This window comes from Acinetobacter sp. 479375 (assembly GCF_000581715.1).
Classification (GTDB): domain Bacteria; phylum Pseudomonadota; class Gammaproteobacteria; order Pseudomonadales; family Moraxellaceae; genus Acinetobacter; species Acinetobacter ursingii.
On the sequence record NZ_JEZN01000001.1, the window covers coordinates 227269 to 239936 of the forward strand.

At 40.1% G+C, this 12668-nt stretch carries 15 protein-coding genes; all 15 read left to right on the forward strand.

Going from position 1 to position 12668, the window contains the following annotated elements:
- Window position 1 precedes the first annotated feature (1 nt).
- The 15 genes from J500_RS01100 (at window position 2) to J500_RS01170 (ending at window position 12666) form a co-directional block, all read left to right on the forward strand.
- Complete coding sequence (locus tag J500_RS01100; protein ID WP_004989460.1) at window positions 2–430, forward strand: ExbD/TolR family protein; 429 nt, start codon at window positions 2–4, stop codon at window positions 428–430.
- Complete coding sequence (gene msbA, locus J500_RS01105) at window positions 427–2154, forward strand: lipid A export permease/ATP-binding protein MsbA (protein ID WP_004989457.1); 1728 nt, start codon at window positions 427–429, stop codon at window positions 2152–2154. The genes J500_RS01100 and msbA overlap by 4 nt, the downstream gene beginning before the upstream one ends.
- A 5-nt stretch (window positions 2155–2159) precedes the next feature.
- Window positions 2160–3179 (forward strand): tetraacyldisaccharide 4'-kinase, encoded by a 1020-nt coding sequence (gene lpxK, locus J500_RS01110; protein WP_004997151.1) that lies wholly within the window; start codon window positions 2160–2162, stop codon window positions 3177–3179.
- A complete protein-coding gene (gene kdsB / locus J500_RS01115; protein ID WP_004989453.1) occupies window positions 3180–3941 on the forward strand; it encodes a 3-deoxy-manno-octulosonate cytidylyltransferase in 762 nt (253 codons plus the stop codon). It begins immediately after the preceding gene.
- 14 nt (window positions 3942–3955) lie between these two features.
- A complete protein-coding gene (locus J500_RS01120; protein ID WP_004997153.1) occupies window positions 3956–4924 on the forward strand; it encodes a DNA polymerase III, delta' subunit in 969 nt (322 codons plus the stop codon).
- A 12-nt stretch (window positions 4925–4936) separates the two neighbouring features.
- Entirely contained in the window at window positions 4937–5278 is a 342-nt protein-coding gene (locus tag J500_RS01125) for a PilZ domain-containing protein (RefSeq protein WP_004989449.1), read from the forward strand.
- A 16-nt stretch (window positions 5279–5294) separates the two neighbouring features.
- Window positions 5295–6068, forward strand: a complete 774-nt coding sequence (locus tag J500_RS01130; protein WP_004997157.1) for a TatD family hydrolase — start codon at window positions 5295–5297, stop codon at window positions 6066–6068.
- A 43-nt stretch (window positions 6069–6111) separates the two neighbouring features.
- Complete coding sequence (locus tag J500_RS01135; RefSeq protein ID WP_004997159.1) at window positions 6112–6720, forward strand: TetR/AcrR family transcriptional regulator; 609 nt, start codon at window positions 6112–6114, stop codon at window positions 6718–6720.
- A gap of 235 nt (window positions 6721–6955) precedes the next feature.
- Window positions 6956–7519, forward strand: a complete 564-nt coding sequence (locus tag J500_RS01140) for a type II secretion system protein (RefSeq protein ID WP_034697754.1) — start codon at window positions 6956–6958, stop codon at window positions 7517–7519.
- 256 nt (window positions 7520–7775) lie between these two features.
- A complete protein-coding gene (locus J500_RS17645; RefSeq protein WP_004997163.1) occupies window positions 7776–8129 on the forward strand; it encodes a type II secretion system protein GspI in 354 nt (117 codons plus the stop codon).
- Window positions 8130–8221: 92 nt separating this feature from the next.
- Window positions 8222–9055: a type II secretion system protein GspJ gene (locus J500_RS01150; protein ID WP_373866485.1), complete on the forward strand. Its 834-nt coding sequence runs from the start codon at window positions 8222–8224 to the stop codon at window positions 9053–9055.
- Window positions 9056–9060: 5 nt separating this feature from the next.
- Window positions 9061–10026 carry a type II secretion system minor pseudopilin GspK gene (gspK, locus tag J500_RS01155; protein WP_004997166.1) on the forward strand — a complete coding sequence of 322 codons (966 nt, stop codon included), beginning with the start codon at window positions 9061–9063 and terminating at the stop codon, window positions 10024–10026.
- 161 nt (window positions 10027–10187) lie between these two features.
- A complete protein-coding gene (locus tag J500_RS01160; RefSeq protein ID WP_004997169.1) occupies window positions 10188–10784 on the forward strand; it encodes a 6-pyruvoyl trahydropterin synthase family protein in 597 nt (198 codons plus the stop codon).
- 47 nt (window positions 10785–10831) lie between these two features.
- Window positions 10832–11545 (forward strand): uracil-DNA glycosylase, encoded by a 714-nt coding sequence (ung, locus tag J500_RS01165; RefSeq protein WP_004997171.1) that lies wholly within the window; start codon window positions 10832–10834, stop codon window positions 11543–11545.
- A complete protein-coding gene (locus tag J500_RS01170) occupies window positions 11542–12666 on the forward strand; it encodes an enoyl-CoA hydratase/isomerase family protein (RefSeq protein ID WP_004997179.1) in 1125 nt (374 codons plus the stop codon). The genes ung and J500_RS01170 overlap by 4 nt, the downstream gene beginning before the upstream one ends.
- The last annotated feature ends 2 nt before the right edge of the window (window positions 12667–12668 follow it).

Sequence of the window (12668 nt, forward strand, 5' to 3'; positions counted from 1 at the left end):
TATGAAATTTAAGCGCCCGCAAGTTGAAGATATTCATATCAATCTGACACCGATGATTGATTGTCTACTGTTTATTTTGGTGTTTTTGTTGCTTTCTACGACCTTTGCACAAAATAGTCGAATTAATCTGACTTTACCCGATGCACAAGGGGTTCCACCAAAACAATACGATCAAAAAATCGAGGTCATGGTAGACTCTTCGGGGCATTACATGGTCAATGGTCAAGCCATTTCTAGTCAGAGTAGTTCTGATTTAAGTAGTGCAATTAAACAGGCTGCACATGATCGTCGTGATTTAATGTTTGTCATCGCCGCTGATGCCAAAGCGACGCATCAGGATGTGATTCGCGTGATGGATGTGGCAGGACAGCTTGGTTTTGTTAACATCAACATTAGTACAAAAGTTCCTTCCAGAGGTTTTACTGAGTGAAGCAAGATTTTAAGATTTATCTTCGTCTACTATCCTATCTAAAACCCTTTTGGGGCATTGCATTATTAGTATTGGTTGGTTTTGCGATCAATGCTGCAACTGAGGTGTCAGTTGCCAAGTTATTAAAATATATCATTGATGCAATTCAGGAAGGTAGTCGACAAAATCTTGATTGGTTTCCAGCCCTTATAGTGTTGTTGGTTTTCTTTCGTGGTCTGGGCTTGTTCATGGGCAGTTATTTTACCGCTGTCATCTCACGCAGTTTGATCTTTAGTATTCGTCAGGATGTCTATGCAAAACTGTTGTGTTTGCCTTCACAATATTATCTGGATAATTCGTCAGGGCATATTACTGCCAAGATCATGTATAACGTAGAGCAACTCACGGCTGCATCTTCTGAATCGCTGACGACCATTGTTAAAGAAGGTTTTATTACCATTGGTTTATTGGGTTATCTTTTTTACTCGAACTGGCGTTTGACTCTGTGTATTCTAATTTTTATGCCTTTGATTGGTTTGCTTGTTCGTAAAGCATCTAAAAGAATGCGTAAACTTTCGATTCAAGTACAAAATACCATGGGTGATGTGAATCACGTGGTACAGGAAAGTATCAATGGTAATTCAGTGGTCAAAACCTTTAATGGCGAGGCCTCAGAACAACAGCGCTTTTATAAATCTTCTCAGGAAAACCTCAAACGTGGTTTGAAAATGGTGGTAGTTCAAAACATGAACTCGCCACTGGTACAATTAGTAATGGCATTTGCCATGAGTTTAATCGTCTGGTTGGCATTGCGGCCACAAATTTTGGGTAATACGACTGCGGGTGAGTTTGTGGCCTATATTACGGCTGCCGGCTTGCTCGCAAAGCCTATAAAAAATCTGACCGATGTTAATGAAAAGATACAACGCGGTATTGCAGCAGCTTATTCTGTTTTTGAATTATTGGATCTACCTGAAGAAAAAAATACAGGAACTTTGAAGCCTGAATTGAAAGGTAATATTCGTTTTGATCATGTGGGTCTGGTGTATAAATCAGATGTTCATGCCATTCAGGATTTTACGCTCAATATCAAATCAGGTGAAACGATAGCTTTGGTCGGGCGTTCTGGTGCAGGTAAAACTTCTTTGGTGAATTTGTTGGTGCGTTTTCAGGAAACGACTAGTGGTCAAATTTATCTGGACGATCTTCGTATTGAAGATATCGATTTGCCTACTTTGCGCCGTCAGGTTGCGATGGTGAATCAGCAAGTAGTGTTGTTTAATCGTACAGTGCGCGAAAATATTGCGTATGGACAGCTTGAAGGTGCAAAAGAAGAAGATATTATCGCTGCGGCAAAAGCTGCTTATGCACATGATTTTATCATGAACTTACCACAAGGTTATGACACTGTTCTTGGCGCTCAGGGATTGAATCTATCGGGTGGTCAGCGTCAGCGTATCGCGATTGCCCGAGCGATCCTAAAAGATGCTCCGATTTTGATCTTGGATGAAGCGACAAGTGCACTGGATAATGAATCTGAGCATTTTATCCAAAAAGCTTTTGATCAGGCGATGCAGCAAGATCGTACCACCATTGTGATTGCACATCGTTTGTCGACGATTGAAAATGCAGATCGAATTGTGGTGATGGATAAAGGTCGTATTGTGGAGCAAGGTACACATTCGGAATTACTGGCTAAACATGGCGCTTACTATCAATTACACCAGCGTAATTTCGAGGATTAGTCCGCATGTCTTTTGCCCAAATAATTCAGGATGCGTGGAATAAACAAGCAAAATGGCTAATTTTGTTACGTCCACTGTCATGTTTATATTGGGTAGGTTCAAGTTTTAATCACAAGCTTTATCAAACTGGCGTAAAAGCAGTATATACCGCACCCGTACCTGTGATGGTGATTGGTAATATTACGGTAGGTGGGAGCGGTAAAACGCCTCTATTAATCCAACTGATCAAATATCTGATGCAGCGACAGCTTAAAGTCGGTGTGATCAGTCGTGGTTATGGTGGTCAAGGTCCTTTTCCTGCTTTCGTAGATATGAGTTCCAAACCTGACGAAGTGGGCGATGAGCCGTGTTTAATTGTTCAATCTACACATGTGCCGATGGCTGTAGGAGCAGACCGTGAAGCAGCAATTCAATTACTGTTAAGTAAATATGAGATTGATCTCATTATCAGTGATGATGGCTTACAACATTGGGCCTTAGATCGACAAATTGAATGGATTGTACTGGATCTTAATCGCGGCTTGGGCAATGAAAAACTGTTACCCGAAGGTTATTTACGTGAACCCAAATCACGTTTAGAAAAGGGGACTGTTATTGAACATGGAGTACAATCGCAGTCGAGCTTAAATATGCACCTTCAAGCAGGTCAGCCGTATTTGTTAAATCCATCCAAAAATGCTGCAAATTTATTTAATCCGCAAGACCAGTTTTATGCAGTAGTTGCTATTGGTTTTCCGCAGCGTTTTTATAAAACGCTTGAATCGATTGGCATTCAGGAATTTCAATGTCACGAATTTCCCGATCATTATGATTATGAAATTGAAGATTTACAGTTTGATGATCACAACCCCATTATTACTACTGAAAAAGATGCTGTAAAGATTTTAGCTTTGCTTCAACAGTATCCAGATTTTGCTACTGAAATTTGGGTCGTGCCTGTAGAGGCAATCCTTTCTCAAGATTGTTACCAATTAATTGACGCTCAATTACAACAGTTGGGTATTTCTCTGCCTCAGGAAATTTAAATGAAACACATCGTCATTCCTGCTCGTTTTGCTAGCTCACGTTTACCTGGGAAACCTCTTTTAGAGATTCATGGTCGTGCCATGATTTTACGTGTTGTTGATCAGGCAAAAAAAGTTCAAGGTTTTGATGATTACTGCGTGGCCACAGATGATGAACGTATTGCTCATATTTGTCGTACAGAAAATATTGATGTCGTGATGACCAGTACGGAACATCCTTCTGGTACAGATCGTTTAAGTGAAGTTGCACGAATCAAAGGCTGGGCAAGTGATGACATTATTGTTAATGTGCAAGGTGACGAACCTTTGTTGCCTGCTAAATTAGTGCAACAGGTGAGTCAGTTATTGGTTGAAAAACCAAATTGTTCCATGTCGACCTTATGTGAGCCGATTCACCAGTTGGAGGAATTTCAGCGTAACAGTATTGTGAAAGTCGTCATGTCTAAAGGCAATGAAGCGCTATATTTTAGTCGTGCAACGATTCCTTATGACCGTGATGCGGCACAACAGCACACCCAACAACTACATGCACATGCTTATCGTCATTTGGGGTTGTATGCTTATCGGGTCAGTTTGTTACAGGAATATGTGACTTGGGAACAGGGCACATTAGAAAAACTTGAAAGTCTTGAGCAGTTGCGTGTGCTAGAAAATGGTCATCGAATCGCGATTGCGATTGCAGAAGCCAATCTGCCACCGGGTGTGGACACTTTGGCGGATTTAGAGCGTTTAAACGCGATGCCCGTTTCAAGCTTTCAATAATTTTGGATGATTTGATGCAAACTGTTTATCCGTGGCAACAAAATGTATGGGAGACGCTCACCAGCCGATTCCCAGAAGTGGGTCATGGTCTCTTGTTTTATGGCAAAAATGGTTGTGGGAAACATGAATTTGCCCAGCATTTTTTAGCTTGGATTCTCTGTTCTAATAAACAGGCTCAAGCAGCATGTGGTGAATGCGTAAGTTGTCAGTGGTTAAAGTCCGATACACATCCCAATTATGTACATATCAGTACCGATGAAGACAATAAAAAACAAAATGCCAAGATCAAAATTGAGAAAATACGTGAGCTATTGCCTTTTGTGCAACAAACCGTAGATGGCTGGCGTGTGATTGTGATTGAACCCGCGGAAGCTTTGAATATTGCTTCGTCCAATGCGCTCTTAAAAACACTCGAAGAGCCGGGTGAACGTATCATTTTAATTTTATTGGCAGATCATTATTTAAAATTACTTGCGACTATTCGTAGTCGTTTGCAGCACTTTGCACTGGATCGAATTTCACCTGAGCAAGCATTGCAATATATTCAAAATGAACAGCCTGAACTTTCGGTAGAACAAATCAACTTACTTTTGAATCTTACGGGCGCTATGCCCTTAAGTGCGTTACAGTTAGCAGAAAGTGATTGGTTAAATAAGCGTACTGACTTTATGGCTGATTGGACAAATTTGGTCATACAGAAAAATAGACCCATAATGCTCGCAACCAAATGGTCAAAAGAGCTGAGCTTTAATGATTTTATTGCTATGTTGGAGTACTTGTTGGGTGATCTAATTTGTGTCAAGCTCAATCAATCAATCAAAAACATTGATCTGTCTTTTGATCAAATCGTGCCAGCCTATACGCTTGAGCAATTGTTTGAAATCTATGCAGAAATACAACATGCCAAGCAATTGGTTGAGCAAAATGTACAAACCAATCTGGTTTTGGATCAACTTTTTATAAAATTAATGAATGTTAAATAAAGGGGAAGTAGAATGGAACCACGTATGATGGGCGGAATTATTCAGTTAAATATTCCTGATCGTGCAACCTTGCAAGCCAGTTATATGAGTTTTGTGCAAGGTGGTGGTTTATTTATTCCTTCCAAGCAAGCTGTCAAGCTAGGTGATGAGATATTTGTACTGGCTACCTTGCCTGAGCAGTCGCAAAAGATTCCACTCACTGGAAAAGTGATCTGGATTTCGCGTAAACAAACTGGGGTTAAACCGCATGGTTTTGCGATTCAACTCAGTGGCGAAAAGGGAATCTACTACAAAAATGAAGCAGAGAAGCTTTTGGCGGGTAGTGTATCTGATCGTCCTAATTTCACCATGTAAAAAATAGGAAAAAATTGTGTTTGTAGATACTCATTGTCATCTGACCATGCTGGATTTGACAGCTTATGATGGAGATTTGGATCAGGCCTTGGCACAGGCGCGTCAAGCAGGTGTATCCAAGTTTATGAGTATTTCAGTTGATCTGGATGATCATCTTCAACTTGCTCAAATCGCCGAACGCCATGATGATGTGGGATATACGGTTGGTGTGCATCCCTGTGAAGATGCAGCCACGATGGCACGAGCGACCACTGAATTTCTGGTTGAATTGGCACAATCTGATAAAGTTTGGGCATTAGGCGAAACGGGGCTTGATTATTATCACAGTACTGAATTTGTAGCACAACAAAAGCAATGTTTTGCCCGACATATTGCGGCATCTAAAATTGTGAAAAAACCAGTGGTGGTGCATACTCGTTCTGCTAAGCAAGATACCATTGATATTATTCGTGCAGAACATTCGACACATGGTATTTTGCATTGTTTCACTGAAGATTGGGAAACGGCAAAAGCAGCGCTAGATTGTGGTTACTATATTTCCTTTTCAGGCATTATTTCCTTTAAAAATGCGCAAGATTTACGAGATGTCGCTAAACAAGTGCCACTTGATCGAGTGTTAATCGAAACAGATAGCCCCTATTTGGCACCTATGCCTTATCGTGGTAAATCAAATGAACCAAAATATGTGCCATTTGTAGCCAAAGCTTTAAGTGATGTATATGATAAACCTCTAGAAGAAATGGCAGCTATTACTCGCCAAAACTTTGAAAATCTTCTGAATATGAAATAGTTGAATTAAACGAAAGCTAAAGTAAGAGAGTTATTGCGTGAAGATGGATCGTCAGGCTCAGTTTCGAGCAAGAGAAATATTGATATTTCAGGTTGCAGAACAACTCCTATTGGAAAATGGCGAAGCAGGTATGACACTTGATGCTTTGGCAGCGGAGCTTGATCTTGCTAAAGGCACGCTTTATAAGCACTTTCAAAGTAAAGATGAACTGTATATTTTATTGATCATTCGTAATGAAAAGATGTTGCACGAAATGGTGCAGGATACGCAAAAGACTTTTCAGGAGCATTTAGCTTTTTTTATGTTGCATCATTTGCATCATCCTGAACGTACTGTGATGTTTCATCAGATTGAAGAGCGTTTGTCGACAACTGGACAAGGGATACAGCAACTTTTTCAAGAGCTTTATCAGATTCGTAAGAAACGTTTACGTATTATTATTGGTATGACAGATACTTATCTGGAGTCAATCCAAAGCTCAATGACCACACGTGATTATTTGGCTGGAATTTGGTCGCTTACACATGGTGCAGCCGCTATTTTAAATTCGAGTTTTTATCAGCGTTATTTGGGTTCCAGAGATACTTTGCGCATTGCTTATATTGATCAGGCTTTAGCTATGCCCAAGCTTATCCATGAACAATATGCCTAATCAGGACGAACACGCGAAGCATAGCTTCTCGTCTTGCGCAGTTGCAAATGAGAAATGTATTTCGCAAGATGTAGCGAAGCGTAGTGGTTTTGCTTATCACACCTCAAGCAAAGTTTTCGGTCTTACGGTGCGACCGAGTTACACTCGATTTAATCCTCACCACTCAAAGCATAGCTTTTCGTCTTGGGTTCAGCCTCATACTCGAAGCATAGCTTCTCAGCCTTCTTGCGAAGCGTTGCTTCTCAGATCGAGCGTTGCTCGATTTAAACCTGCCTCAGGATTTACGTTGATCGAGTTGATGGTGGTCATTGTTATTATCGCGATTTTGGCTTCGCTGATTTTATTAAATATCAGTGGGGTCGATCAGCGTAAAGCAATGCAAGCACGTGAATTTTTTATTCTCGATTTAAAAAAAATCAATAAAGAATCGGTTGATCAATCCCGTATTTTTGCTCTATTAACTCATAATGCGACAGATGTTGCTCCATTTAGCTATGAGTTGGCTGAATATCATGACCTTCGTACTCAAACAGTTATTCAGGAAGATAAAAAATGGCAACCTTATTCGGAATTTCCTGTCAGAGTATTACCTGAAAGAGTCGCGTTTAATATTGAATCTGTTGATCAAAACTATCAGAATGCAACTCAACAGGATTTAATTAATCAACAAGCTCCCAAATTAATTTGGTTTGGCAATGGTGAAGTAAAACCAGTACGAATCCAGTTTTATTTTGAACAAAACCCTGTTGGTGATCCAATTGAGGTTGATCATTTGGGTAATATTAATGAAAACCAATAAGCCCACTTCTGGATTCTATTGTTGTGCTCATCCTCGTATTCGACGCATAGCTTCTTATTATTCTTGCGAAGCGCTGCCTTTTAGATCAAGCGTTACTCGATTTAAACCTTGTCACTCGAAGCAGAGCTTTTCGTCTTGCAGAGCGGCAAAACTATGTTTTGTTAGTCCTCGCCATTCGAAGCGTAGCTTATCATCTTGCGCTCGGACAAAGCTTTGCTTTGTTAATCCTCGCTCAGGATTTACGTTACTTGAAGTCATGGTGGCTCTGGCTATTTTTGCAATTGCAGCCGTTGCTGTGACAAAAGTGGGTATGCAATACACTCAGTCCACTGCAAATGCCATTTTAAGAACCAAAGCCCAATTTGTTGCCATGAATGAGGCGGCTCAAATGGAAATTAATAAACAATGGTTGACTGGAACTGAGTCTAAGCAAATCACGTCTCAGGGTGAAACATGGCAAATTGATAAACGTTCTGAATCTACGATCAGCCCTAATGTGCAGCGCGTTGAAATACAAGTCAGTTTATTTAATACTGAACAAGGTAAGGTCGAATCTGGCATTACCAATGTTGTGTTTTTTAATTATCCTCAACAAGTAAAAACACAATGAAAATAAAAGAAAATAATCAATCATGTTTTGAAGTAATTGCTTTTAGACGCTGTATTACTCAGTTTAAATCTTGCCACTTTACCACTGGCTTCATGCCTTGCTCACATTATCGGAATCGAAGTAAAGCTTCTCATCTTGTGGTGACAGGATTGAGCGTTGCTCGATTAAAACCTCGCGACTCGAAGCATAGCTTCTCACCTTGCGCAGCGGCAAAACGATGTTTTGCTAATCGCTGCTCAGGATTTACGTTGGTTGAGCTTTTGGTCGCGATTGCGATATTTGCAGTATTGTCTGCATTAGGTTGGAAAGTTTTTGATTATCTCATCAAGACTAAAGATCGAAATGCTCAGCACGAAGAGCAACTTTTTATTTTACAAGACGCGTATCAGCAAATTTTACGAGATACTTTACAGATCATTCCACTTACGGCAAATATGAATGGACAAATGCGTCCAGCATTATCACTGAATAATAATGTACTTCAGTTTAGCAAAGCTGGTGTGACTGATCCATTAGGGCAGGGGGTGTCGCCCTATGAGCGGATTGAGTATCGCTATGATGCTTCGCAGAAAGTAGTCTATCGCTTAAAATATTCAGATTTGAATCTACCCAATAGTATACAGCCTCAATCCAGTATCCTATTGAAAAATGTGGAACAGTTTCAAATTAATGTATTGAATCCTCAGGCTTTAAATCAATGGCCTGATGCAAGTTTAGATTTTACTCAGACTCAAAATTTAAAACTTCTGCCCGCAGGTTTAAAAATTAATGTCATCATGGTAGGAACTGAATATGAATGGATTTACAGCTTATTGGATACTAAAGCTATTGTTTTAAAGCAGCAACAAAATGATGCATCAAGCAACAATAATAATTCAACGAATAATACCAATCACAATTCCACTAATCAGACTGGACAGAATTAATCGTCATGATGAGAAGCCGCATAAAGAATCAGCAAGGCATTGCACTGATTACAATTCTGGTGATGGTGGCGTTAGCAACAATTTTGGCCGCAACAATTGCAAAAAAACAAAGCAATACTGCTGAAAACACAGCCTATCTGATTCGACAAGATCAATCCTTGCTTTATGCCAAAAGTGCGGAGGCTTTCTTTTCTGAGCTTTTGGTGCAAGATGCTCAAGATAGTGCGCAAGTTGATCATTTAGGGGAGACATGGGCTAAGCCGATGCCTGCTTTTCCTGTGGAAGATGGTTATATTTCTGGAGAGTTGCAGGATGAATCTGGAAAATTCAATCTTAATAATTTGGTGAAGGCGGATGGAACACCTGATGAAAATGTTCAAAAATGGTTTGAAAAGTTATTGGTCAGAGTTGGGTTACCAGCAGAACTAAGTCAGGCTGTCATTGATTGGCAAGATCCAGATGATCAACCTACTGGCGCAATGGGGGCGGAAAGTTCGTATTATCAAGGTTTACAGCCACCTTATCTTGCACCTAATACCCAGTTTCATAGTATTGAAGAATTAAAAAGAGTACGCGGTTTTGAGGGTAAAAATTTTGATTTGATCAAACCTTATATTAGTGCTTTACCCACTACACAATCCACAAAAATCAATATTAATACGGCACCTGCTCTAGTTCTGGCAAGTATTGATGAAAAACTGGATCAACACGCGATTGATGACCAACTAAAGGCAAAATTTGCCAAAATGGAATATTTTAATAGTGTCAATGATCTCTGGTCATTAGATGCATTTAAAAATATTGATCCAGACAATAAACAACGGGTGATGTCTTTACTCGATGTTAAATCCAATTATTTTCAGGCACATATAGAGGTCATGTTGAGTGAACGTAAACGTCAGTTTAGTAGTAGTCTGATGCGTAAGGACAAAAAGGTTTTTGTCTATTCAAGAAGCTTGGCACCTTTTTAAAAGTATTAAAAAGTAAGATCGTTCATCAGTGTTGAAAAATTGACCTAAAAATAAATGTTCTGATACTTTTTGACTATTGCTATTAACGTTAAAATTAATGTAAAGCTCCGACTTTTTCCTTTATAATTAGAATCCGTTGATCATTATTTTTAATTTGGCGCATGTTAATCCGAAAGTTATTTAAGTTTGAAAATGCTCATATTGTGCGAAATTGTACATCGGATCGTTGTAAACGTTCGATTCACGGTCATAGCTATAAAGTTGAGTTGATACTTAAAGCTTCCAAGCTTGATCATGGGCAAATGGTATATGACTTTGGTTTGCTCAAAGGGGTCATCAAAGAATTATTTGATAGTTTTGATCATGCGATTTGTTTCTGGCAGGATGATAGTGCTGAATATATTCAAGCCTGTAAAACATTTAGTGCACGTTGGGTGGCGTTACCTGTTTCACCTTCGGCAGAACAGTTTTCCCGTATCTTCTTTTATTTGGCACAGCAAGTTTTAAAATCAACTGAAACCCAAAATGGTGAAGGAGATGTTGAGGTTTATTCGGTGATTGTGCATGAAACTGATACAGGCTATGCACAAAGCTTTTTGGAAGATATTCAAAATACACAAATGGGTGAACTGGATCTGGAAAGTATTGAATTTTCAGAGCAAGTCAGATTAGAGTGGTCTGATCCAGAGATGTATGAACAATTAAAACAAGGCGCTAAATTTCAAAACCCAAAAGTTGAGTTACAAGTGACCATCTAGGTCAATAAAGAATATAAAAGGTAATCGATTGATTTCAGGATGGAATAATGCAATTAACTGAGCAACAGCAGGATAAACTGGGTAAGGTTCAGTTAGAACAAAGTTGGAAATATTCACTGGCAGACTTTTTACTAAGTCCGCTGATGGATAACTTGCGTGATTTCTTGGTTCAGGAAAAGCAGGCGCAAAAACTGGTTTATCCGCCGAGTAAACAGATTTTTAATGCCCTGAATACCACGCCTTTAGATCAGGTCAAAGTCGTTATTTTGGGACAAGATCCTTATCATGGACCGAATCAGGCCAATGGATTAAGTTTTTCTGTACAACGTGGCATCACTTTACCACCCTCTTTACGCAATATTTTTCATGAATTACACACTGATTTGGGTGTGCCTATGTCAAATCATGGGGATTTGACCAAATGGGCCAATCAAGGTGTTTTGCTTCTCAACAGCGTACTGACTGTTGAAGCAGGACAACCGACCTCACATCAGAAACGTGGTTGGGAAGAGTTTACAGATCATGTTATCGATGTATTAAATGAACAGCGTGAACATGTGGTTTTCATTTTATGGGGTGCTTATGCACAACGTAAAGGACAACGTATCGATCGAAACAAACATCTGGTGCTCACCGCAGCACACCCATCGCCACTGGCAGCAAATCGTGGCGGTTTTTTTGGTTGTAAAGTCTTTTCCAAGACGAATAATTATTTGAAACAAAATGGCATTGAGCCTATAGATTGGCAGTTGGACGCATGACAAATTCTCCCGATGTAACCCGATATCACCCAGATCTTATTGTCGAAGAGGCAAAAAACGGCTGGCGCATTGTTCGCCTGAATCGCCCGAAGTCTTTGCATGCTTTAGATGAGTCGATTGCGACTGCACTATTGCGTGTCTTTGAGGATTTCCACAAGGATGATCAGGTGAAAGCCATTTGGTTAGATTCTACAACGCCAAAAGCATTTTGTGCGGGGGGAGACGTCCGTAAGCTGCGCCAGTTGGTGATTAATAATGAAGTTGAAACTGCCAATCAGTTTTTTGAGCAGGAATATGCGCTAGATCTTTTACTTCATAACTATGCCAAACCAGTGATTGTGTGGGGCGAAGGTTATGTCATGGGCGGTGGTTTAGGCTTATTTATGGCTGCACCATTTCGTTTGGTGACGCCATATTCACGTTTGGCAATGCCAGAAATTAACATTGGTTTGTATCCTGATGTCGGTGCAAGTCGTTTCCTTGCAGATCGTGGTCCTATAGGTTTATTTACAGGACTGACAGGTTCAATCATGACGGCAGCTGGTGCGTACAGTATCGGTTGGGCGACGCATATTTGCGATGCTCAACGTGATAATGTACTGAAAAAAGTCATCGATATCGACTGGAATCATTATCCCGCAGGTGATTTTAGAGCAATTGATGATACGTTAAATAGTTTGCATCGACCTGTGGCAGCAGGGCCATTACAAAACTCTCTGGATGTCATTCATAGTGTCTGTCGTGGCGTCAGTTTTGAGCAGGATTATCAGGCGATTATTGGACTAAATGATGCGCGTAGTGACTGGTTACGCCAAGCCAGTGAAAACTTGCAAAAAGGTTCTCCAAGTACGGCAGCAATTACATGGCTTCTGTGGCAATGGGGCAAGCAGGTACATGCTTGGGATGAAGTGTTTAAGCTTGAAGCGCAAATTTCTGACTGGAAAATCCGCCATCCTGATTTTGTAGAGGGTGTTCGTGCACGTCTGGTTGATAAAGATTTATCGCCTGCATGGAAAGATACTCAAGATTTTAGCTTAAAAGGTATTTTGGGTGATCATCCACCTGTCACCAATATTGAAAGCTGGAATCAATTGCTCAAACATTATGGTGTTATCAACTAGCT

What these genes read in the sequence shown, in the direction of transcription:
- J500_RS01170 (WP_004997179.1), top strand. Translation starts at nt 11,542, where the DNA reads ATGACAAATTCTCCCGATGTAACCCGATATCACCCAGATCTTATTGTC.
- J500_RS01160 (WP_004997169.1), top strand. Translation starts at nt 10,188, where the DNA reads ATGTTAATCCGAAAGTTATTTAAGTTTGAAAATGCTCATATTGTGCGA.
- gspK (WP_004997166.1), top strand. Translation starts at nt 9,061, where the DNA reads ATGATGAGAAGCCGCATAAAGAATCAGCAAGGCATTGCACTGATTACA.
- J500_RS01125 (WP_004989449.1), top strand. Translation starts at nt 4,937, where the DNA reads ATGGAACCACGTATGATGGGCGGAATTATTCAGTTAAATATTCCTGAT.
- J500_RS01100 (WP_004989460.1), top strand. Translation starts at nt 2, where the DNA reads ATGAAATTTAAGCGCCCGCAAGTTGAAGATATTCATATCAATCTGACA.
- J500_RS01150 (WP_373866485.1), top strand. Translation starts at nt 8,222, where the DNA reads ATGCCTTGCTCACATTATCGGAATCGAAGTAAAGCTTCTCATCTTGTG.
- lpxK (WP_004997151.1), top strand. Translation starts at nt 2,160, where the DNA reads ATGTCTTTTGCCCAAATAATTCAGGATGCGTGGAATAAACAAGCAAAA.
- J500_RS17645 (WP_004997163.1), top strand. Translation starts at nt 7,776, where the DNA reads ATGGTGGCTCTGGCTATTTTTGCAATTGCAGCCGTTGCTGTGACAAAA.
- ung (WP_004997171.1), top strand. Translation starts at nt 10,832, where the DNA reads ATGCAATTAACTGAGCAACAGCAGGATAAACTGGGTAAGGTTCAGTTA.
- J500_RS01120 (WP_004997153.1), top strand. Translation starts at nt 3,956, where the DNA reads ATGCAAACTGTTTATCCGTGGCAACAAAATGTATGGGAGACGCTCACC.
- J500_RS01135 (WP_004997159.1), top strand. Translation starts at nt 6,112, where the DNA reads ATGGATCGTCAGGCTCAGTTTCGAGCAAGAGAAATATTGATATTTCAG.
- kdsB (WP_004989453.1), top strand. Translation starts at nt 3,180, where the DNA reads ATGAAACACATCGTCATTCCTGCTCGTTTTGCTAGCTCACGTTTACCT.